18 protein-coding genes are annotated in these 20,669 nt (G+C 71.5%); 7 read left to right on the top strand and 11 right to left on the bottom strand.

Features of this window, described 5'->3' with window-relative positions:
- Nucleotides 1–53: 53 nt before the first annotated feature.
- The 3 genes from IE317_RS41890 to IE317_RS41880 all read left to right on the top strand — a co-directional run bounded on the left by IE317_RS41890 (nt 54) and on the right by IE317_RS41880 (nt 2,646).
- Nucleotides 54–1,016 (top strand): quinone oxidoreductase family protein, encoded by a 963-nt coding sequence (locus IE317_RS41890; protein ID WP_191316912.1) that lies wholly within the window; start codon nt 54–56, stop codon nt 1,014–1,016.
- A gap of 110 nt (nt 1,017–1,126) precedes the next feature.
- Nucleotides 1,127–1,879, top strand: a complete 753-nt coding sequence (locus tag IE317_RS41885) for an SDR family oxidoreductase (RefSeq protein ID WP_191316911.1) — start codon at nt 1,127–1,129, stop codon at nt 1,877–1,879.
- Nucleotides 1,876–2,646, top strand: a complete 771-nt coding sequence (locus tag IE317_RS41880) for an SDR family oxidoreductase (RefSeq protein ID WP_191316910.1) — start codon at nt 1,876–1,878, stop codon at nt 2,644–2,646. The genes IE317_RS41885 and IE317_RS41880 overlap by 4 nt, the downstream gene beginning before the upstream one ends.
- A 4-nt stretch (nt 2,647–2,650) precedes the next feature.
- Here IE317_RS41880 and IE317_RS41875 read toward each other — a convergent pair whose 3' ends face one another.
- Together IE317_RS41875 and IE317_RS41870 are read right to left on the bottom strand one after the other, a co-directional pair.
- Nucleotides 2,651–3,160, bottom strand: a complete 510-nt coding sequence (locus tag IE317_RS41875; RefSeq protein WP_191316909.1) for a dihydrofolate reductase family protein — start codon at nt 3,158–3,160, stop codon at nt 2,651–2,653.
- A 30-nt stretch (nt 3,161–3,190) separates the two neighbouring features.
- Nucleotides 3,191–3,976, bottom strand: a complete 786-nt coding sequence (locus IE317_RS41870; protein ID WP_191316908.1) for an enoyl-CoA hydratase-related protein — start codon at nt 3,974–3,976, stop codon at nt 3,191–3,193.
- Nucleotides 3,977–4,129: 153 nt separating this feature from the next.
- Here IE317_RS41870 and IE317_RS41865 point away from each other — a divergent pair, with 153 nt between their 5' ends.
- The gene (locus tag IE317_RS41865; protein ID WP_191316907.1) at nt 4,130–7,204 is read left to right on the top strand and encodes a glycoside hydrolase family 2 TIM barrel-domain containing protein; all 3,075 of its coding nucleotides are present in this window, start codon (nt 4,130–4,132) and stop codon (nt 7,202–7,204) included.
- Nucleotides 7,205–7,249: 45 nt separating this feature from the next.
- On the opposite strand, the gene IE317_RS41860 is transcribed toward IE317_RS41865, so the two are convergent.
- Complete coding sequence (locus tag IE317_RS41860; protein WP_191316906.1) at nt 7,250–8,080, bottom strand: hypothetical protein; 831 nt, start codon at nt 8,078–8,080, stop codon at nt 7,250–7,252.
- Nucleotides 8,081–8,437: 357 nt separating this feature from the next.
- On the opposite strand from IE317_RS41860, the gene IE317_RS41855 reads away from it, so the two are divergent.
- From IE317_RS41855 to IE317_RS41845, 3 genes are read left to right on the top strand one after another with little or no spacing between them, the layout of a single operon-like run.
- A complete protein-coding gene (locus IE317_RS41855) occupies nt 8,438–10,090 on the top strand; it encodes an AMP-binding protein (RefSeq protein WP_191316905.1) in 1,653 nt (550 codons plus the stop codon).
- A complete protein-coding gene (locus IE317_RS41850; RefSeq protein WP_191316904.1) occupies nt 10,090–11,070 on the top strand; it encodes a phosphotriesterase family protein in 981 nt (326 codons plus the stop codon). The genes IE317_RS41855 and IE317_RS41850 overlap by 1 nt, the downstream gene beginning before the upstream one ends.
- Nucleotides 11,071–11,084: 14 nt before the next feature.
- A complete protein-coding gene (locus IE317_RS41845; RefSeq protein WP_191316903.1) occupies nt 11,085–11,711 on the top strand; it encodes a TetR/AcrR family transcriptional regulator in 627 nt (208 codons plus the stop codon).
- On the opposite strand, the gene IE317_RS41840 is transcribed toward IE317_RS41845, so the two are convergent.
- The 8 genes from IE317_RS41840 to fabG form a co-directional block, all read right to left on the bottom strand.
- The gene (locus IE317_RS41840; protein WP_191316902.1) at nt 11,708–12,586 is read right to left on the bottom strand and encodes an alpha/beta fold hydrolase; all 879 of its coding nucleotides are present in this window, start codon (nt 12,584–12,586) and stop codon (nt 11,708–11,710) included. The genes IE317_RS41845 and IE317_RS41840 overlap by 4 nt on opposite strands.
- A gap of 138 nt (nt 12,587–12,724) precedes the next feature.
- Complete coding sequence (locus IE317_RS41835; protein ID WP_191316901.1) at nt 12,725–14,224, bottom strand: hypothetical protein; 1,500 nt, start codon at nt 14,222–14,224, stop codon at nt 12,725–12,727.
- A 98-nt stretch (nt 14,225–14,322) separates the two neighbouring features.
- Entirely contained in the window at nt 14,323–15,429 is a 1,107-nt protein-coding gene (locus IE317_RS41830; protein ID WP_191316900.1) for an acyl-CoA dehydrogenase family protein, read from the bottom strand.
- A complete protein-coding gene (locus IE317_RS41825; protein WP_191316899.1) occupies nt 15,426–16,610 on the bottom strand; it encodes an acyl-CoA dehydrogenase family protein in 1,185 nt (394 codons plus the stop codon). The genes IE317_RS41830 and IE317_RS41825 overlap by 4 nt, the downstream gene beginning before the upstream one ends.
- Nucleotides 16,607–17,830 carry an acyl-CoA dehydrogenase family protein gene (locus IE317_RS41820; RefSeq protein ID WP_191316898.1) on the bottom strand — a complete coding sequence of 408 codons (1,224 nt, stop codon included), beginning with the start codon at nt 17,828–17,830 and terminating at the stop codon, nt 16,607–16,609. Before IE317_RS41820 ends, IE317_RS41825 begins: the two co-directional genes overlap by 4 nt.
- On the bottom strand, nt 17,831–18,847 hold the full coding sequence (locus tag IE317_RS41815; RefSeq protein WP_191316897.1) for a phosphotransferase family protein: 1,017 nt from the start codon (nt 18,845–18,847) through the stop codon (nt 17,831–17,833).
- 89 nt (nt 18,848–18,936) lie between these two features.
- Nucleotides 18,937–19,389: a MaoC family dehydratase gene (locus IE317_RS41810; protein ID WP_191316896.1), complete on the bottom strand. Its 453-nt coding sequence runs from the start codon at nt 19,387–19,389 to the stop codon at nt 18,937–18,939.
- Nucleotides 19,390–19,394: 5 nt separating this feature from the next.
- Nucleotides 19,395–20,156: a 3-oxoacyl-ACP reductase FabG gene (gene fabG, locus IE317_RS41805; RefSeq protein WP_191316895.1), complete on the bottom strand. Its 762-nt coding sequence runs from the start codon at nt 20,154–20,156 to the stop codon at nt 19,395–19,397.
- Nucleotides 20,157–20,669: the final 513 nt, after the last annotated feature.

Genomic DNA, 20,669 nt, shown 5'->3' with positions numbered 1-20,669 from the left:
CCCAGGCTGGGCCGGGCCTGGTCCGGTGCTCGCGGCCGCCGCAGGATCGTCGTATGACGAACAGCATGAAGGCGATCACCATCCCCGAGTTCGGCCCGGCCGAGGTCCTGCGGCTCGGCACCCTGGCGGTCCCGGAGCCCGGGCCGGGCGAGGTCTCGATCGACGTCGCCTACGCCGGCGCCAACTTCGCCGAGGTCCTCTACCGGCAGGGCGTCGTGGACGTCCCGCTGCCCTTCGTCCCCGGCATCGAGGTCTCCGGCCGGATCCGCGCGCTGGGCGAAGGGGTCTCCGGCCTGGCCGTGGGGCAGCCGGTCGCCGCGCTGACGATCGTGGCGAGCGGGGGCTACGCCGAGGTCGTCACCACCGCCGCCGACCTCGTCGCACCGCTGCCCGAGGCCGCGCTGGAGACGGCGGCCGCGGTGCCGTCGAACAGCACCACCGCCTTCCTGGTGCTGGAGCGGGTGGCCCGGCTCGCCCCCGGCGAGCGCGTCCTCGTGCACGCCGCCGCCGGCGGGGTCGGCAGCCAGCTGGGCCAGGTGGCGCGGCTGCTCGGCGCGGGCCGGGTGGTCGGCACCGTCGGGAGCGAGGCGAAGATCGCCGCCGCCAAGGCGTTCGGCTACGACGAGGTCGTCCTGCGCGACGAGGTGGCGGGCACCGGCGAGTTCGACGTCGTGGTGGACATGGTGGGCGGGCCCTCCCGCCGGGCGAGCCTGGACCGGCTGGCCCCGATGGGGCGCCTGGTGGTCATGGGCAACGCTTCGGGCGCCGAGGACGTCGGCATCCCGGCCAACGAGCTGTGGTTCACCAACAAGACCGTGTCCGGGTTCAACCTGGCGGCGTTTTCCGCGGTGGCGCCGGAAACGGTGGGCCGGGCGCTGCGCCGCGCGGTCGAGGCGGTGGCGGACGGCACCCTGCGCGTCGACGTCGAATCCCTCCCGCTGGCGGACGCGGTGACGGCCCACCGCCGCATCGAATCCGGTTCGACGACCGGCAAGCTCGTGCTCCGGGTGCGGTGAGGGCAGTGTGACGCGCGTCCGCCTTGAGACCTCGGTCGCATCGCGCATAATGGCCACTGACCGACTGCTTGGTATGTGCCGGGCACCACAGCCGAAGGAGACTCTCTGCCGTGAACTCGTTCAAGGACCGCGTCGCGATCGTCACCGGGGCCAGCCGGGGCATCGGCCTCGGGATCGCGAAGACGCTCGTCGAGCGCGGCGCGAAGGTCTGCCTCACCGCGCGCAAGCCGGAGGCCCTGGAAGAGGCCGTGAACTCCCTCGGCGGCCCGGACGTCGCCATGTTCGTGGCGGGCAAGGCCGACGACACCGACCACCAGGACGAGACGGTCGCCAAGACGATCGAGACCTTCGGCCGGCTCGACCACCTGGTCAACAACACCGGCATCAACCCCGTCTACGGGCCCACCCTGGACATCGACCCGGCGGCCGCGGCGAAGATCCTCGGCGTCAACGTGCTCGCGCCGCTGGGCTGGACCAAGCGCGCCCGCGACGCGTGGATGGGGGAGCACGGCGGCGCCGTCGTCAACGTCGCCTCCGTCGCCGGCCTCGGCGCTTCGCCGGGCATCGGCATGTACGGCGTCAGCAAGGCCGCGCTGATCCGGTTGACCGTCGAGCTCGGCGCCGAGCTGGGACCGAAGATCCGCGTCAACGCCGTCGCGCCGGCCGTGGTCAAGACGAAGTTCGCGACCGCGCTGTACGAGGGCCGCGAGGAGGAGGTCGCTTCGGCGTACCCGATGAAGCGGCTCGGCGTGCCGTCGGACATCGCGGGCGCGGTGGCGTTCCTGCTGTCGGACGACGCGGGCTGGATCACCGGCCAGACCGTGGTCCTCGACGGCGGCGTGACCCTCGGCGGTGGCCTGTGACCGGCGTCGTCGTCACCGGGGGCGGCGGCGGCATCGGCGCCGCGCTGGCCCGCCGCTTCGCCGCGGACGGGGCCCGGGTCGTGGTGGCCGACCTCGACGGGGACAAGGCCGCGGAGGTGGCCGCCGAAGTCGGCGGGACGGCGTTCGCCGGAGACGTCGCGAGCCTCGACGGCGTCACGAAGCTGATCGAGAGCGCGCGGGCGACGCTGGGCGAGATCGACGTGTTCTGCGCGAACGCGGGCATCGCGCCCTTCGGCGGCGCCGAAAGCGGCGAGGAGGTGTGGGCGCGCACCTGGGACGTCAACGTGATGTCCCACGTCCGCGCGGCGAACCTGCTGCTGCCCGCGTGGCTCGAGCGCGGTCAGGGCCACTTCATCGCCACGGTGTCCGCCGCGGGCCTGCTGACCAGCCTCGGCTCGGCGCCGTACTCGGTGACCAAGCACGGCGCCCTGGCGTTCGCCGAATGGCTGTCGGCGACCTACCGCCACCGCGGCCTCACGGTGCAGGCGATCTGCCCGCAGGGCGTGCGCACGGCGATGCTGGAGAGCACCGGCACGGCGGGCCGGCTGCTGATGGGCGCGTCGGCGATCGAGCCGGAGCAGGTCGCCGACGCGCTGTTCGCGGCGATGGAGGACAAGCGGTTCCTGGTGCTCCCGCACCCCGAGGTCGCCGGCTACTACGCGGCGCGAGCCACCGAGACCGACCGCTGGCTCGGCGGGATGAACAAGCTGCAGCGCAAGGTCGAGGAGGCCGTCGGGGAGCTGTGACCGGCTAGCGGAGCACCCGGTACCAGTTCGGGCGCAGGGGTTCCAGCCCGATCGGGGCACCGCCGGGACGGTGGAACACCCGGACGCCGTCGCCGAGGAGGACCGGGACCGGCAGCGCGAGGATTTCGTCGAGCACCCCGGCTTCGAGGCACTGCCGGGCCACGTCGGCGCCGAGGACGTTGACGTACTTGTCCCCGGCCGCCGCCTTGGCCGCGGAAACCGCCGAAGCCAGGTCACCGGCGAACGTCACGCCGGGAGCCGGAGCGGCCGCGCGGTGGGTGAGGACGAACTGCGGTCCGGACCAGCCGCCGCCGAACGCCTTTCCTTCGCCCGGGCCGCCGCGGTGTGGGTCGTCGCCGTCGTACGTGCGGCGGCCCACCAGGAGCGCTCCGATGCGGAGGAGCAAGCCCTCCGGGGGCGGCCCCAGGAACGGGGTCAACCAGGACATGTCTCCGCCCGGGCCGGCGATGAAGCCGTCGATCGAGCAGCTGAACGCGTAGAGCAGTTTGGCCATGCCGGTACCGACGGCTCCGGCGGCGAAAACTCATCGGTGCGGCGGGAACCGCGGTGGGCGGCGCTCGTTCCAGCTCGCCAGGCCCTCCGCCAGCTCGGGACGGCCGAACGACTCGATCATCAGCTCCGTGGCCGAGCGGGCCGCCTCCGGCAGCGGCAGCAGCGCCTCCCGGGCGAACTGCTGCTTCATCACCGCCATCGACCGCGGTGCGCTGTGGGTCGCCAGCTCGCTCGCGTACCCGTGCGCGGACGATGCCAGCTCGCCGGCCGGGACGACCTCCTGGACCAGGCCGTAGTCGAGGGCCTGTTCCGCGGTGAACGTCCGCCCGGACAGCAGCAGGTCGCGGGCCCGGCCCTGGCCGACCAGCTCGGGGAGCAGCTTCGCGATGCCGTACTCGGCGATCAGGCCGCGGCGGGCGAACGCGGTGGTGAACTTCGCGCCCGCGGCGGCGAACCGGACGTCCGCCGAGCACGCGATGACGAACCCCAGGCCGGCGCAGCCGCCGTTGATCGCCGCGACCACCGGGACGCCCACCGACGCCGCCGCCAGCACGTCGCGGAAGTTCTCGCCGCCCTCGACCGGGGGCCCCGCGGCGATCGTGTCGAGCAGGCCCAGGTCGGCGCCGGGGCAGAAGGCCCGCCCCGCTCCCGTGACGACGACCGCGCGGATCTCCGGATCGGCGTCCGCTTGCCGCAGCAGGGCGCCGTAGCGGGCCTGCATCGGGACGTCCATCGCGTTGCTGCGGTCGGGCTTGTCGAACGTGCACGTCGCGACCGCGCCGTCCGTCTCGTACCGCACACCATCCACAGTGGACATGGCCGCCTCCTCGGGTCGGCCATCATACTAAGCGGTCGCTTGGAGGAAAGTCGAGAACCGGGTTCGAAAATGTCGAACCCTTTGATTGTCCGGAAACCTCTGTGCCATAGTGCTTTCCGCCCGCACGTCGCCGCGCTGGAAGGGGCCTGCCCGATGCCGGAAGAAGAGCCGAGCGGTCTCCGCAGACGGGTCGTGCTGGGCGGGGCGGGTGCCGCCGTCGCCGTGTCGGCCGTCGCGCCGGTCGCCCGGGCCGCCGAGGCGCTCACGCAGCCCGGACCGGCCCGGGAAAGCGATTTCACCACCGGCTGGCGGTTCGCGCTGGCCAACCCCGACGGCGTCACCGATCCCGGCGGCCGCTTCGCCGACGCCCCGAAGCCCGGCTTCGACGACTCGAAGTGGCAGCTCGTCGACGTCCCGCACGACTGGAGCATCGAGCTCCCGCCGACGGCCAAGGGCACCCACAGCGGGTCCGGCTTCTTCCGCGGCGGCCTCGGCTGGTACCGCAAGACGTTCACGCTGCCGCCCGCCCTCGACGGCAAACGCGTGTCGGTCGAGTTCGACGGCGTCTATTCGGACGCCCACGTGTACCTGAACGGCGAACTGCTCGGCAACCACCCGTACGCCTACACCGGGTTCGCCTTCGACCTCACCGGACGGCTGCACACCGACGGGCGCACGCCGAACGTCCTCGCCGTGCGCGCGACGAACCCGCTGCCCAGCAGCCGCTGGTACTCCGGCAGCGGCATCCACCGCCGCGTCCGCCTGGTCGTCACCGAGCCGGTGCACGTCGCCCGGCACGGCACCTTCGTCACCACGCCGGACATCGCCGCCGGCCGGGGCACCGTGCGGGTGACCACCGACGTCGTCAACGACTCCGGCGCCGCGGTCACCACGCAGGTCCGCACCACGGTCACCGACCCGGCGGGCCGCGTCGTGGCCACCGGCTCGACGACCGTGGCGGTCCCCGGCGGGCGGACGGCGACGGCGGTGACCGGGCTGCGGGTCGAGCGGCCCCGGCTGTGGTCGTTCGGCACACCCCGGCTGTACCGGCTGCGCACCGACGTCGTCGTGGCCGGGCGCGTGCTCGACACGACCACCACGGACTTCGGCTTCCGCTACACCGAATTCCACCCGGACAACGGGTTCTCGCTCAACGGCGTGCCCACGAAGCTGCGCGGGGTCAACCTCCACGCCAGCCAGGGTGCGCTGGGTGCGGTGGTCGACCCGGCCGCGCTGGAACACCAGATGCGGCTGATGCTCGCGATGGGCGTCAACGCGCTGCGGACCGCGCACAACCCGCCGGACCCGCAGCTGGTGACCGTCTGCGAGCGGCTCGGGATCGTCATGATGGTCGAGGCGTTCGACTGCTGGCGGACCGGCAAGCTCGAGTACGACTACCACCGCGACTTCGACGAGTGGAGCGGGCGCGACATCGCCGAAATGGTGCACGCGGCCAAGAACTCACCCGCCGTGGTGCTGTGGTCGATCGGCAACGAGGTGCCGGACGCGTCGATGGCGGGCGGCCCGGAGATCGCGGCGGGGCTGATCGCCGCGGTCCGCGCGATCGACCCCACCCGGCCGATCGTGATGGGCTCGGACCGCTACCGCAGCGTGCCCGCGCCCGGCTCGCCGCAGGACCTCATCATGAAGCAGCTCGACGGCCTCGGCGTCAACTACAACACCGCCCAGTCCATCGACGGGCTGCACGAGCAGTACCCGGACAAGTTCTTCTTCGAGTCCGAATCGTCGTCGGAGACCTCGACGCGCGGTGTCTACCAGGACCCCGATCTGCTCAACACCGGCGAGAACCACACTCCCGGCAAGCGGGCGACGTCGTCGTACGACAACAACCTGGCCTCCTGGACGTTCAGCGGCGAGTACTCGCTGAAGAAGGACCGCGACCGGAAGTTCTGCCAGGGCCAGTTCCTCTGGTCGGGGCAGGACTACCTCGGCGAACCGACGCCGTACGACGTCTTTCCCGTCAAGACGTCCTTCTTCGGCGCGGTCGACAGCGCCGGCCTGCCCAAGGACGCTTTCCACCTCTTCCGCAGCCAGTGGACCACCGCCCCGATGGTGCACCTGACGCCGATGGACTGGACGAACCACCGGCCGGGCGAACCCGTCTCGGTGTGGGTGTACTCCACTGTGGACACCGTCGAACTGGTGCTGAACGGGAAGTCGCTCGGTATCAGGAAATTCGACCGAAAGACCACTGTGGATGGACGATCGTACCTGGAAACGAGCGAGCCGTCCGGTGACGACAAGAACGACCCGTCGGGCAGCTACACCAGCCCGAACGGCAGCACCGGCAAGCTGCACCTGACCTGGACCGTGCCGTTCGAGCCCGGCACGCTCACCGCGATCGCGCGGGCGGGCGGCCGCGAGGTGGCGCGCGACGAGCTCGTCACGGCCGGGCCGCCGCGCGCGGTCGAGCTGCGCGTGGACGCGCCCGGTGGCGGGGTCGTACCCGGGGCGATGACGTTCGTGACGGCGTCGGTCGTGGACGCCCGCGGGGTCGTCGTGCCCGGCGACGGGCCGCTGCTGCGGTTCACCGTCGCGGGGCCCGGCCGGGTCGCCGGGGTCGACAACGGGCGGCAGGAACTCGCCCAGAGCTACCAGCAGCCGACGATTCCGGCGTTCAAAGGGCTCGCCGTCGCCGTCGTCGCGGCGACCGGCGGGCGCGGGCGGATCACCGTGACGGCGAGCGCCCCGGGTCTGGCGCCGGGGAAGCTCACCTTGCCCGGCACCTCACTCGGGCAGCGCAACGGCCCGGGAGCGCGCGCGGCCGAGACTCCGGTGGTCCCGGCCGTCTCCACCGCGGACGCGAGCTACTCGGGTGCCCCGGACACGCTCCCGGCCGCGATGCTGGACGGGAACCCGGCCACCGGCTGGTCGAACTTCTACGTCAAGCAGGCGACCTCGACGCTGGCCGCGGTGAGCCGGCCGCGGCCCGAGGACTGGGTGTCCCTGGCCTGGCCGTCGGCCCAGCGGATCAGTGCCGTCACGGCGAACTTCGTCGTGGACGCGAAGCTGGCGCTGCCGGTGGCCGCCGAAGTCGCCTGCCGCACGGCCCGGGGCTGGGAACCGGTGCGGAACCTGCGGATCACGTGGGGGACCGGGTCGAACGACCCGACGTCGTTCGCGTTCGATCCGGTCGTCACCACGGAGGTGCGGGTGACGATGACCGCGCGGAGCTTCCTGCGGATCAGCGCGCTGCTGGCCCGGTGACCACCGGGGTCCGGCGGGGCGCACCCCCCGCCGGACCCGGCGTGGTCACCGGCTGCAGGGCGCGAGCGCGTCGAGTCCCTGCGGCTTGGCCGCGTTGCGGCCGATGGCGGTGGCGATCCGGTTGATCGTCGCCACGCGCTTGTCTTCCAGCGGGCCGAGGATGGCGTTCTGGACGAAGTTCGGGCCGCCTTGGCCGACGGTGGTCTGCAGGCGGTTGTTGGCTTCGTTGATCTGGGTGTTCAGCAGCTCGAGGTTGCGCTGGACCTCCGCCTGGGCCTGGGCGGGGATGGCCGGGAGCTTGCTCGCCACGTCGGGGCAGGAGATCTTGCCGACCCCGGCGTTGCCGGTGTTCCCGTTCTGGCCGGTGTTCCCGTTGTTGTTCCGGCCGCCGTTGCCGGTGCCCTGGGCCGGTGCCGGAGCGGCGGCACCCGCGCCGCCGACCGAGCAGGTGGCCAGGCTGTCGAGGCCCTGCGGCTTCTCGGCCCGGCGCCCGATCGAGATGGCGATGCGGTCGATCGTGGACTTCCGCTTGTCCGCCAGCGGGCCCAGGATCGCGTTCTGGACGAAGTTGGGGCCGCCTTGGCCGACGGTGGTCTGCAGGCGGTTGTCGGCTTCGTTGATCTGGGTGTTCAGCAGGTCCAGGTTGCGTTGCACCTCGGCCTGGGCCTGGGCGGGGATGGCCGGGAGCTTGCTCGCCACGTCGGGACAGCTGATCTGGCCGACGGCCGCCTGACCGCCCGAGGCGGCGTTGGCGGCGCCGGGGTCGCCGAAGGTCGTGGCGACGGTCAGTGCTCCGCCCGCGATCGCGAGGGCGAAGACGCCGGTCGCGATCTTCGTTCGCTTGGACAGGCGGTGTCGTCCACCGGAAGCAGGCATGAATGACTCCGTTTTCGTGCGTGAGTTAGCGTGAACATATGGGTACTCCGCCGCCTTCGGGGGATACGGCGGGGTTCTTTGATGGGGCGGGCCAATCTGGCCGCCGACGACCATGGTGACCGCTGGAGCAGGGGTTTGTCCAGTGTGATCGGTGCGAAAAAGATGATGTGAACCATTTCGAACCGGGGTACGTGTACCTCGGTGACGGCGCCATCTGGCTGCATTTGTTTTGGCGTGTTCCGGGCGTACAGGAATTGCTGTGCGCAATTTCGGCCTGCCCGGGCGGGCTTGACGCGGGCCGCCGTGTCCTCCTAGCGTCGGCATACCGACCGGTCGGTGTCCAAGGGAGGTCACTGGATGAGCTGGTACGACGCGAAGCCCTGGCTCGCGAGCTACGACGAACGCGTGCGGGACGCGGAACCGGCGCCGACGACGACGGTGCCCGAGTCGTTCCGCCGGGCCGTGGACCACGTCCCGGACCGGACCGCCGTCGCGTACTTCGACGCGCGGCTGAGCTACCGCGAGGTCGACGAGCTCTCCGACGGCGTGGCGCGGTACCTGGGCGCCCACGGCTTCGCCCGCGGCGACCGGCTCGCGCTGGTGCTGCAGAACATCCCGCAGTTCGTCATCGCGCTGCTCGGCGCGTGGAAGGCCGGCGGGATCGTGGTGCCGGTCAACCCGATGTACCGGGAACGCGAGCTCACGCACGTGTTCACCGACGCCGGCGTCAAGGCCGTCGTCTGCTCGCAGCGCGGCTGGAACGCCTACATCGGCGAGACGGCGGCCGCGAACGGCGTCGGCATCGGGCTCACCACCAGCGAGCTCGAGTTCCAGACCCGCGACGACGAGCGCGTCCTGGCCAAGGTCGAGCGGGAGGCGACCCCGGGCGCGACCGAACTCCTCGAAGCCGCGGCCACCCCGGGACCGAAGCCCCCGGAGCCGGCCTTCGCCCTCGACGACACCGCGCTGATCAGCTACACCTCCGGCACCAGCGGCACGCCGAAGGGCGCCACCAACACCCACGGCAACATCGGCACCAACGCCGCCGGACTCGGCTCGTTCAGCGGCCTGCCCGCGGGTTCGACGCTGTTCGGGCTCGCGCCGCTGTTCCACATCACCGGCATGGTCTGCGAGCTCGGCTCGGCGATCGACATCGAGGGCACCCTGGCGCTGGCCTACCGCTTCGAGCCAGGGGCGGTGCTCGACGCGTTCCTCGAACACAAGCCGTCGTACACGGTCGGGCCGTCCACCGCCTACATGGCGCTGATGGCGCACCCGTCGTTCAGCCGCGAGCACTTCGCCTCGTTCTCGCTGCTCTACTCCGGCGGCGCCGCGCTGCCGCCCGCCGTCGTCGAGGCCTTCCGGGCCAAGACCGGGCACTACATCCACAACGGCTACGGCCTCACCGAGACCACGGCGGGCTGCGTCGTCGTCCCCGGCACCCTCGAGGCGCCGATCGACCCGGAGTCCGGCACCATCTCGATCGGCCTGCCGGTGCCGGACACGATCGTCCGGATCCTCGGCGAGAACGGTGAGGAGCTGCCGCCCGGGCAGCCGGGCGAGATCGCCGTCGAGGGCCCGATGGTCGTTTCGGGCTACTGGAACCGCCCGGACGCCACCGCGGAGGCGCTGCCCGGTGGACGGCTGCTCACCGGCGACATCGGGTTCATGGACGAGCGCGGCTGGGTCTACGTCGTCGACCGCAAGAAGGACATGATCAACGCGTCCGGGTTCAAGGTCTGGCCGCGCGAGGTCGAAGACGTGCTGTACACGCACCCGGCGGTCCGCGAGGCCGCCGTGGTCGGGATCGCCGACGAATACCGCGGCGAGACGGTCAAGGCGTACGTCAGCCCGGCGCCCGGGGCGACCGCCGATCCCGCGGAACTGGTCGCCTGGTGCAAGGAGCGGCTCGCCGCCTACAAGTACCCGCGTACCGTCGAAGTCCTCGACGAGCTGCCGAAGACGACGAGCGGCAAGATCCTGCGCCGCGAGCTGCGGGCGCGGGGCTGATGATCGAGACGGTTCGCGGCGCGATCGCGCCGGAAGCGCTGGGCCGGGTGCTGATGCACGAGCACCTCTTCGTGCTGAGCCCCGAATTCGCCGACAACTACCCGGAGCACGAAGGGTTCCGCGAGGACGAGCACGTCCCCGAAGCGATCCGGCGCCTGAAGGAGCTGAAGGCAGCCGGGATCGACACGATCGTCGACCCGACGGTGATCGGCCTGGGCCGCTACATCCCGCGCGTGCAGCGGGTGGCGGCCGAGGTGGACGTCAACATCGTCGTCGCGACCGGGCTGTACACCTACAACGACGTGCCGCACTACCTGCACTTCCGCGGGCCGGGCACGTTGCTGCAGGGCGAGGACCCGCTGGTCGGGATGTTCGTCGGGGACATCCGCGACGGCATCACCGACACCGGCGTCAAGGCCGGCCTGCTCAAGTGCGCCACCGACGAACCGGGGGTGACACCGGGCGTCGAGCGCGTCCTGCGCGCGGTGGCACAGGCCCACGTCGAAACGGGTGCGCCGATCATGACCCACACCCACGCGGGCACCCGGCGCGGGCTGGAGCAGCAGGAGATCTTCGCGGCCGAAGGCGTCGACCTGACCCGGGTGCTGATCGGGCACTCGGGGGATTCGGCGGACCTGTCGTACCTGCGGGAAGTGGCCGACCGCGGATCGCTGCTGGGAATGGACCGGTTCGGCCTCGACCTGCTGCTGCCGTTCGAAGAGCGGGTGAACACGGTCGCCGCGATGTGCGAGCGGGGGTACGCGGGCAGCATGGTGCTCTCGCACGACGCGTCCTGCTACATCGACTGGCTGCCGGCCGCCCAGCTGCCCGCGATCGCGCCGAACTGGCACTACCTGCACATCACCCGGGACGTGCTGCCGGCGCTGCGCGAGCGCGGCGTGTCCGAAGCGGACATCACGACGATGCTCGTGGACAACCCGCGGCGGTTCCTGTCGTGGCGTTATCCTGATGCGTCCTGAGAGGGGGTCCTGCGGTGACTCGAGCAAGCACCCGCAAGCCGGGCGAGGCCACCGGCGACGACCAGGCCGCCGTGCCCCGGCGGCTGCTGGAGCACGCCACGAAGCTGTTCGCCAAGAAGGGCTTCGACCGCACGTCGGTCCAGGAGATCGTCGAGGCCGCGGGCGTCACCAAGGGCGCGATGTACCACTACTTCGGCTCGAAGGACGACCTGCTCTACGAGATCTACGCCCGGGTGCTGCGCGAGCAGACCCGCCAGCTGGAGAGCGTGGCGTCGTCGGACGCACCGCTGCGGGAACGGCTCGCCGCCGCCGCGTCCGACGTGGTGGTGTCGAGCATCGACAACCTGGACGACAACACGATCTTCCTGCAGTCGATGCACCAGCTGTCGCCGGACAAGCAGAAGGCGGTGCGGGCGGAGCGGCGCAAGTACCACGAGCGCTTCCGCGGGCTGATCGAGGAGGGGCAGCGGTCGGGCGAGTTCCGGACCGACAAGCCGGCCGACGTCGTGGTGGACTTCTTCTTCGGGTCGGTGCACCACCTGGGATCGTGGTACCGGCGGAGCGGGTCGCTGACGGCCCGGCAGATCGGCGACCACTACGCCGACCTGCTCCTGGACGCGCTGCGGCCGCCGGTGGGCTAGTGCCGCTGGAAGTGGTCCAGCAGCAGGGCGCTCACCTCGTCGGGCAGCTCCATCGCCATCCACTGGCTCGCGCCCTCGATGATCTGGAAGCGGTACTCCGCGTCGATGTGGTGGACCGTCTGCTCCGCCGCGCTCTGGCCGAGGTACGGGTCCTCGCGGCCCCACAGGTACAGCGTCGGGACCTTGATGCGGCCCGCCGGGATGTCGAACTCGTCGTTCGTCGCTCCGCGGTACCAATTCAACGTCGCCGTCAGGGCGCCCGGTTCGGAAAGACGGGTCACCGTGCCTTCGACGACGGCTTTCGGCGTGCGGCGGCTGTAAACGGCCCGTAATTGCGCGGCTTCGTCGCGTAAGAGGTATTTCTCGGCCTTGCCGGCCTCGCGGCGGAAGAACCGGATGTAACCCAGGTCGTGGGACTGGCCGTCGTCGGTGGCCACCGCGCGCTGGAGGGCCGCCGGGTGGGGGGTCGAGAGCACCGTCAGTGATCTGAGGCGGTGGGGGTGGGCCGCCGCCAGTACCCAGGCCACCATGCCGCCCCAGTCGCGGGCGACCAGGTGGAAGCGGTCGGCTCTTTGGCTGTCGGCGAAGGCGAGGGCGTCGCCGACCAGGTGGTCGAGTGTGTAGTGCTCGACGCCCTCGGGGCGCGCGCCTGCTGCGTAGCCGCGCTGGTCGACGGCCAGCGCCCGGTAGCCCGCCTCGCCGAGGGCGTGCAGCTGCTCGGTCCAGGAGTCGGCGAACTCGGGCCAGCCGTGCAGCAGCAGGACCAGCTCGCCCGAGGTGGGCCCGGCCGCGAGCGCGCTGTGGTGGTGCTCGCCGACGGTGACGGTCACTCGCTCCAGCGCACCGGCGTCGGCCGGCGCGACGGCTGTTTCCATGGCGCACAGGTTAGATCCGGGAGTCGACGAGAACCATGGGAAGAAGGGCATTTTTGTCACCCTTTTACCCGGGAAGTGGCCCGGCTCACAACTTTTTCGCTCAGGTGAGCAAAAATTCCCCGGGAAACTGAAGGATCTTCATGAATTCTCGTCCAGTCGCCCGAGGTCCACCACGGCCTTGTCGACCGTGAAGACGTCGGCCGGGAGGTGCTTCGCGGCCGTGTCGCCGAGCAGGGTGACGTAGCAGCCGTAGTCGATGGCGTACCCGTCGTACAGCCGTCCCGGGCGGCGCGGGTCGACGACGCCGCGCCGGAGAATGTGGAGCAGCCGCGCGTCGCACAGCGTGTCGATCGCCGCCGGGCGATCCCGGGCCGGCAGCAGGAACGTCCGGCAGCGGCGCCGGCCGACGACCTCGTCGACCAGCAGGCCCAGTACCCGGTCGGCGTCGGCGTCGCGGCTGATCACGGACTGCTTGTCGCGCAGGTACCAGTCCCGGGCCGCCCGGCGCACGTGCGCGAGGGTGATCCGACGGTCGTGCGCCTGCTGGGCGGCCAGGGCCGCGATGTTGATCGCGTCGCGCGGGACGCCCTCCGCGGCCCGGACCAGCTCGGGGAACGCGCCGCCGTGGAAGGCGGCGTCGACGAAGTCGCCGGGCACCGCCGCCGGCAGCATCGCGGCGAGGACCGGCCGGACGTGGCTGGCGAACAGCGCCCGGAAGAACGCCTGGGCCGCCGCCGGCGACTGGTCGAAGACCAGGGCGTCGTCGAGGCTGACGGCGGACGCCGCGTCCGAGCCGACCTCGATGCCCAGGTAGTCGTCCTCGAGCGGGACGAAGAAGCGCGCGCGGTGCTCGATCGCGGCGATCTTCACCGTGACCCCGCGTGCCGGCAGGACGCTGCGGCGCAGCAGGTCCGCCAGGAACGGCTGCAGGTCGAGCGGCACGCTGCTCCACTCGTCGAGCAGCAGCCAGAGCCGGGCCGGCCGGACGGCGTCCGCGATGGCCTGCACGGCCCGGCTCAGCGGGCCGAACAACACGCGGTGCTGCTCGACGCCGGTGCGCTTGCGGCGGTCCGACGCCGTCGCCGACGTCTTGCGCCGCGCGGAAGCCCGAGCTCCGCCTTTCGACGTCACCGACAATTCCGCCGAGCATTCCCGTTCCACGGCGTCGCCGAAAGTCTGCTCCTGCTCGATTTCGCCGATGACTTCCACTTCGGTGGCGGCGGACACCAGCGCGTCGAGGCCGCGCAGCAACGCGTCCGGGAAATCGCCGTCGACGGCGAAGGCGAAAAGCCGGTCGTGGACGGCTTCGAGGGTGTCCACCAGCAATTGCGTGCCGCGCTGGGTGGGGCTCAGCGCGGTGCTGGCGTACAGGCCGCCGGTGGAGCCGATCGTCCGCAGATCCAGGTAGACCGGGATGTCCCCGGTGCCCTCGGCCAGGTCCTGCAGGTGGAGCAGCGCGTGCGTCTTGCCGGTGCCGCGGCGGCCGAACAGGATCTGGTGGTCGGCCGAATTGATCATCGCGGAAAACGATCCGGCGGCGACGTAGGTGGCGGCCAATGTCGAACGGTCCGCGCTTTCGGCGCGCCGGGGAATGCGCATCAGAGCCTGGTTGAGGTGCATCTGGATGGCCTGCGCCATGGGAGCCAGCGTACGGCAGCCGGTGCACCGCCCGGCACGGCCGAAGGAGTTGCGGAAACGGCCCGTCCGCGTCGCGAACGGGCCGTTCCCGGGGAAAGTCAGGCAGGCAGGTCGATCAGCTCCGCGAGCCGGGCCCGGTGGCGCCCCGGGGTGCCGAGCGCGATCTCGTCCGCCTTCGCCCGCTTCAGGTACAGGTGGGCCGGGTGCTCCCACGTCATCCCGATGCCGCCGTGCAGCTGGATGGCCTCCTCCGTCGCTCGCACCGCGATCGGCGCGTTGCGGGCCTGCGCCACCGCCACCGAGATCGGCACGTCGGTGCCGGTGGCCAGCGCGTCCGCGGCGTTGCGGGCCGCCGCGCGGGCCAGGACCAGGTCCGTGTACAGGTTCGCCAGGCGGTGCTTGAGCGACTGGAACCCGCCGACCGGGCGACCGAACTGGTACCGGCCCTTGAGGTAGGTCACCGTCTCGGTGAGCGCCCACTCGGCGACCCCGGTCTGCTCCGACGCGAGGATGCCCGCGCCGAACAGCAGCGCCTGCTCCAGCGCCGCGGCCGCCTCCGGACCCGAGGCGACCAGCGTGGCCGGGGCGTTCTCCAGCGCCACGTCGGCCACCCGCCGCGTCAGGTCGAACGACACCAGCTCCGACACCGTCGCGTCGGCCGCCGAGACGACGTACAGCGCGGGGCCGTCGGGGCCGGCGGCCGGGACGACCAGCAGGTCGGCCACCGACGCGTCGGCGACCGTGCCCACGCGGCCGCTCACCGTGCCGTCGGCGGAAGCCGTGACCGACGACGGGAAACCCGCCCCCGGCGCCGTCGACAGCGGCACGGCCAGCGCACCGATCGCCTGGCCCGCCGCCAGCCGGCCGACGAAGTCGCGGGCGCCGACGTGCACCAGCGCCGTCGTCGCCAGCACCACGCTGCCGAGGAACGGCACCGGTGCCACACTCCGCCCCAGCTCCTCGGCGACGACGGCGACCTCGCGGGCCGACGCGCCGTGGCCGCCCAGCTCCTCCGGTACCGCCAGCCCGGCCACGCCGACCTCGTCGGCCAGCGTGCGCCACAGCTTCAGGTCGTACGGCTCGGCCGTCTCCACCCGCGCCAGCAGCGCTTCGGCGCCGGCCTTGGCCTTGAGCAGGTCCCGGACCGAGGCCCGCAGGTCCTCTTCGACGTCCGAATACAGCAGGTCACGCTGTGTTTGACTCATCGGGGGAGGTCCTTCCAGGCGACGTCCTTGTCGACGCGCGGCTCCGAGGGCAGCCCCAGCACGCGCTCGGCGATGATGTTGCGCAGGACCTCCGAGGTGCCGCCCTCGATGGAGTTCCCCTTCGCGCGCAGGTAGCGGTAACCGGCTTCGCGGCCGGTGAAGTCGACGATCGCCGGGCGCCGGAACGTCCAGTCGTCGTAGGCCAGGCCCTTTTCGCCGAGCAGCTCGACCTCCAGGCCGGTGAGCGCCTGGTTCAGCTCGGAGAAGGCGACCTTCATCGCCGACCCTTCCGGGCCGGGTGCGCCGACCGCGAGCTGCTGGCGCAGCCGGGTGCCGGCCAGCCGCAGCGTTTCCGCCTCGACCCAGTGCTTCACCAGGCGGTCGCGCAGCTCCGGCGTGCGCAGCTCGGGCCGCTCGCGCCAGGTCTTCGCGACGATCCCGATCAGGCCGCCTTCGCGCGGCTGGACGTGCCCGCCGATCGCGACGCGCTCGTTCATCAGCGTGGTCTGCGCGACCTTCCAGCCTTCGCCGACCGCGCCGAGGCGCTGGGTGTCCGGGATCCGGACGTCGGTCAGGAAGACCTCGTTGAACTCGGCCTCGCCGGTGATCTGGCGCAGCGGCCGGACCTCGACGCCGGGGGCGGTCATGTCGCACAGGAAGTACGTCATGCCCTGGTGCTTCGGCACGTCCGGGTCGGTGCGGGTGACCAGGATCGCCCACTGCGACTCGTGCGCGCCGGACGTCCACACCTTCTGGCCGGTGACGATCCAGTCGTCGCCGTCGCGGACCGCGCGCGTGCCGAGGGCGGCGAGGTCGGAGCCGGCACCGGGCTCGGAGAACAGCTGGCACCACACCTCCTCGCCGGTCCACAGTGGACGCAGGAAGCGCTCGCGCTGCTCCGGCGTGCCGAAGGCGAGGATGGTCGGCGCGGCCATGCCGAGGCCGATACCGATCCGGCGCGGGTTGTTGTCCGGCGCGCCCGCCTCGGTGAACACGGCGTCCACAACGGACTGCAGGGCCCGCGGGGCGTTCTGCCCGCCGAGACCGGCGGGGAAGTGGATCCAGGCGAGCCCGGCGTCGAACCGGGCCCGCAGGAACTCCAGGCGGTCGGTCGTCTTCGGGTCGTGCGAGGCCAGGAACTCGGTCGCCTGGCGGGTCAGGTCTTCGGCGGTGACAGTCACTTCGCGCCCTCCGAGAGGTACTTCTTCAGTTCGCGCCGGGCCAGCGAGCGCTTGTGGACCTCGTCCGGCCCGTCGGCCAGGCGCAGCGTGCGGTTCCCGGCCCACATCGCGGCCAGCGGGAAGTCCTGGCTGACGCCGCCCGCGCCGTGCACCTGCACGGCCTTGTCGAGGATCCACTCGACGGTGATCGGGGTGGAGATCTTGATCGCCTGGATCTCGGTGTGCGCGCCCTGGTTGCCGACGGTGTCCATCAGCCACGCGGTCTTGAGCACCAGCAGCCGCTGCTGCTCGATCTTGACCCGCGATTCGGCGATCCAGTCCTGCACCACGCCCTGCTGCGCGATCGGCTTGCCGAACGCCTCCCGCGAGATCGCGCGGCGGCACATGAGTTCCAGCGCCCGCTCGGCCATGCCGATGGCGCGCATGCAGTGGTGGATCCGGCCGGGGCCGAGCCGGGCCTGGGCGATGGCGAACCCGTCGCCCTCGCCGGCGATGAGGTTCTCAACCGGCACGCGGACGTCCTCGAAGAGCACCTCGGCGTGGCCGCCGTGGTCGCTGTCGTCGTAGCCGAAGACGTGCATGCCGCGCTTGACGGTGACCCCCGGGGTGTCGCGGGGGACCAGGATCATGCTCTGCTGCTTGTGGGGCGCGGCTTCGGGATCGGTCTTGCCCATCACGATGAAGATCTTGCAGGCGGGGTTCATCGCCCCGGAGATGTACCACTTGCGGCCGTTGACGACGTATTCGTCGCCGTCCCGCCGGATCGCGGTCTCGATGTTGCGGGCGTCGGAGGAGGCGACGTCCGGCTCGGTCATCGCGAAGGCCGAGCGGATTTCGCCGTTCAGCAACGGTTCCAGCCACTGCTTCTGTTGCTGCTCGTTGCCGAACATGGCCAGCACTTCCATGTTCCCGGTGTCCGGCGCGGCGCAGTTGAGCGCGGTCGGCGCCAGCCGGATGCTGCGGCCGGTGATCTCCGCCAGCGGCGCGTACTGCAGGTTGGTCAGGCCCGCGCCGTGGTCGCCGGGGAGGAAGAAGTTCCACAGGCCGCGCTTGCGCGCTTCGGCCTTGAGCTCCTCGACGACCGGCGGGATGGCCCACGGGTCGTCGCGTTCGGCGAGCTGCCGCTCGAACACCGGCTCGGCGGGGTAGATGTGCGAGTCCATGAACTCGAGAAGCTTCCCGCGCAGCTCCTCGGTCTTCTCGTCGAACGCGAAGTCCATTTACTTCTCCTCTTTGAGAATCTCGTTGCCGTGCGCGACGAGCGGCGCGACCCCGGCGCCGACGCCTTCGAAGCCCGCCCCGACCGTCTGGCCCTTGCTGAAGCGGTAGTAGATGCCTTCCAGGATCACGGCCAGCTTGAAGAACGCGAAGCTGACGTACCAGTTCAGCTGCGAGACGTCCCGGCCGGACAGCTCGGCGTAGCGGGCGACGACCTCGTCGGTCCCCGGGTAGCCCGGCGCCGAGCTGGCGTTGGACACGAACGGCAGCGACACCTTGTCGCGCTCGGCGTAGGCCACCAGCAGCGCGAGGTCGGTCAGCGGGTCGCCCAGCGTCGACATCTCCCAGTCGAGCACCGCGGAGATCCTGTCGTTTCCGTCGACCAGGACGTTGTCCAGGCGGTAGTCGCCGTGGATGATCGACGGCTTCCCGGACACCGGCACCGCCGCCGCGAGCCGGTCGTGCAGCTCGTCGACGCCGGGCAGGTCACGGCTGCGGGAGGCGTCCAGCTGCTTCTTCCACCGCCGCAGCTGCCGCTCCAGGAAGCCGTCCGGGCGGCCGAAGTCGCCCAGCCCGACGGCCGCCGGGTCCACCGCGTGCAGGTCCACGAGCGTGTCCACCAGCGCGTCGGCCATCGCCCGGGTGCGTTGTTCACCGAGCTTCGCCAGCTCGCCGGCGGTCCGGTAGGGCGTGCCCTCGACGAAGCTCATCACGTAGAAGGGCGCGCCGACGACGTCGGCGTCCTCGCACAGCAGCAGCGCTTCGGGCACCGGCACGGCGGTGTCGCGCAGGCCGGAGATCACCCGGAACTCGCGGCCCATGTCGTGCGCGGTGGGCAGCACGTGCCCGAGCGGCGGCCGGCGCACCACCCAGCGCGACCGGCCGTCGCCCACCACGTAGGTGAGGTTCGACCGGCCGCCCTCCACGACGTCCGCGGTCAGCTCCCCGGCGACCAGGCCGGGCCGCTGCGCGTCCAGGTGCGCGCGCAGGCGGCCCAGGTCGAGTCCTGGCGGGTTCATGCGGCCTCCTCAAACTCCGTTCCGGAGAGCGTACCGACTAGTCGGTATGTCGTACAGCGGACCCGGCCGGGATCACCCCGGCCGGGTGTTCACGCCAGGAACCGGGTGACCCATTCGGCGACGCAAGCGGGCTTCGCTTCGCCGTCGATCTCGATCGTCCACCGCGACACCGCCTGCTTGCCGCCCGGGATGTCGGTGATCTCCACCAGCTCGGCCCCGGCACGCACCTTCGAGCCGACCTTCACCGGCTGCGGGAAGCGGACCTTGTTGAGGCCGTAGTTGATGCCCATCGTGATCCCGTTGACCCGGTAGATCTTCGGGCCGAACGCCGACAGCAGCGACAGCGTCAGGAAGCCGTGCGCGATGGTGCCGCCGAACGGGCCCGCGGTCGCCCGGGGCTGGTCCACGTGGATCCACTGGTGGTCGTCGGTGGCGTCGGCGAACTGGTTCACGCGCTCCTGGGTGATCGTCAGCCACTCGCTGTACCCGAGGTGCTCGCCGGCCGCGGCCGCGAAACTGTCGAGGTTCTCGAACTCCCGCATCGGCCTCAGTCCTTCGGTCCGCCGGCGACGTAGATGACCTGGCCCGAGACGAACCCGGCGCCCTCGCTGACCAGGTACGACGCCAGGTTCGCGATGTCCTCGGGCGTGCCGACGCGCTGCACCGGGATCTGCGACGCGGCCGCCGCCTTGAAGTCCTCGAAGCTCATGCCGAGCCGCTCGGCGGTCGCCGCGGTCATGTCGGTGGCGATGAAGCCCGGCGCGATCGCGTTGGCGGTGACGTTGAACTTGCCCAGCTCGATGGCGAGGGTCTTGGTGAAACCCTGCATGCCGGCCTTGGCGGCGGAGTAGTTGACCTGGCCGCGGTTGCCCAGCGCCGAGGTGCTCGACAGGTTGACGATCCGGCCGTACTTCTGCTCGGTCATGTGCTTCTGCACCGCGCGGGTCATCAGGAAGGAGCCCTTGAGGTGCACGTCGAGCACGGAGTCCCACTCCTGCTCGGTCATCTTGAAGATCAGGTTGTCGCGCGTGATGCCGGCGTTGTTGACCAGCACGACCGGCGGCCCCAGCTCGGCGGCGACCTGGGCGACGGCCGCTTCGACCTGCTCGGCGTTGCTGACGTCGAGGGCGACGCCGACGGCCTTGCCGCCCCGGGCGACGATGGCCTCGGCGCCCTGCTTGACACCGGTCTCGTCCAGGTCGAGCAGCCCGACGGCGAAGCCGTCATCGGCCAGCCTCGCCGCCACGGCGGCGCCGATGCCACGGCCGGCACCGGTGACCACGGCGACGCGGGAAGGGGAATCGGTCACGGGGGACCTCCTCGTCGTTGAGAAGCGGGCTCGTGCCCGCGAGCCTACTAAGCGGTTGGTCACAGACGATACGGGCCGCGGCCCGGTTTTCGAGGTCAACGTACGCAGATTTCCGTCGCCGCGCTTCGCCCGGCCCGGTTTGCCGAGGAAGCCGCCATTGGTCTGAGGCGGCGGTGGCCAACGTCACACGGCCGGGCGGGGGTATCGGCGCCGACCCGCTTCAGCCGCGGCTCAGCGGCGTTGCCGCGCCGATCCCTCGACGGGTTCGCGGGCCGGGGTGCGCAGCGCCTGTTGCCCTGCCTTCTGGCCTGGGTGTGCGACATCCCGCCCAGGAATGCCTCCCAGTCCCGGCGGACCGGGACGGCGGGCCGCGAGCCGGTGCCGCCGAGGGCCTCGAGCGGGGAAGCCTGGTTCGAGGCTGTCTACTCGTCTTTCCCGCCACCCCGATGCCCGATTGTGACTACGGCCGGCGGCGCCGCGTCAAGGCGGGAAAGCGTGCCTTGACCCGGCGCC

The organism is Amycolatopsis bullii (assembly GCF_014654205.1).
Lineage (GTDB): Bacteria > Actinomycetota > Actinomycetes > Mycobacteriales > Pseudonocardiaceae > Amycolatopsis > Amycolatopsis plumensis.
This window is presented reverse-complemented; position numbering and strand designations above follow the sequence as displayed.

Coding starts and splice junctions, on each gene's coding strand:
- IE317_RS41890 (WP_191316912.1), top strand. CDS start 54: ATGACGAACAGCATGAAGGCGATCACCATCCCCGAGTTCGGCCCGGCC.
- IE317_RS41875 (WP_191316909.1), bottom strand. CDS start 3,160: ATGGCCAAACTGCTCTACGCGTTCAGCTGCTCGATCGACGGCTTCATC.
- IE317_RS41870 (WP_191316908.1), bottom strand. CDS start 3,976: ATGTCCACTGTGGATGGTGTGCGGTACGAGACGGACGGCGCGGTCGCG.
- IE317_RS41865 (WP_191316907.1), top strand. CDS start 4,130: ATGCCGGAAGAAGAGCCGAGCGGTCTCCGCAGACGGGTCGTGCTGGGC.
- IE317_RS41860 (WP_191316906.1), bottom strand. CDS start 8,080: ATGCCTGCTTCCGGTGGACGACACCGCCTGTCCAAGCGAACGAAGATC.
- IE317_RS41855 (WP_191316905.1), top strand. CDS start 8,438: ATGAGCTGGTACGACGCGAAGCCCTGGCTCGCGAGCTACGACGAACGC.
- IE317_RS41850 (WP_191316904.1), top strand. CDS start 10,090: ATGATCGAGACGGTTCGCGGCGCGATCGCGCCGGAAGCGCTGGGCCGG.
- IE317_RS41840 (WP_191316902.1), bottom strand. CDS start 12,586: ATGGAAACAGCCGTCGCGCCGGCCGACGCCGGTGCGCTGGAGCGAGTG.
- IE317_RS41835 (WP_191316901.1), bottom strand. CDS start 14,224: ATGGCGCAGGCCATCCAGATGCACCTCAACCAGGCTCTGATGCGCATT.
- IE317_RS41830 (WP_191316900.1), bottom strand. CDS start 15,429: ATGAGTCAAACACAGCGTGACCTGCTGTATTCGGACGTCGAAGAGGAC.
- IE317_RS41820 (WP_191316898.1), bottom strand. CDS start 17,830: ATGGACTTCGCGTTCGACGAGAAGACCGAGGAGCTGCGCGGGAAGCTT.
- IE317_RS41815 (WP_191316897.1), bottom strand. CDS start 18,847: ATGAACCCGCCAGGACTCGACCTGGGCCGCCTGCGCGCGCACCTGGAC.
- IE317_RS41810 (WP_191316896.1), bottom strand. CDS start 19,389: ATGCGGGAGTTCGAGAACCTCGACAGTTTCGCGGCCGCGGCCGGCGAG.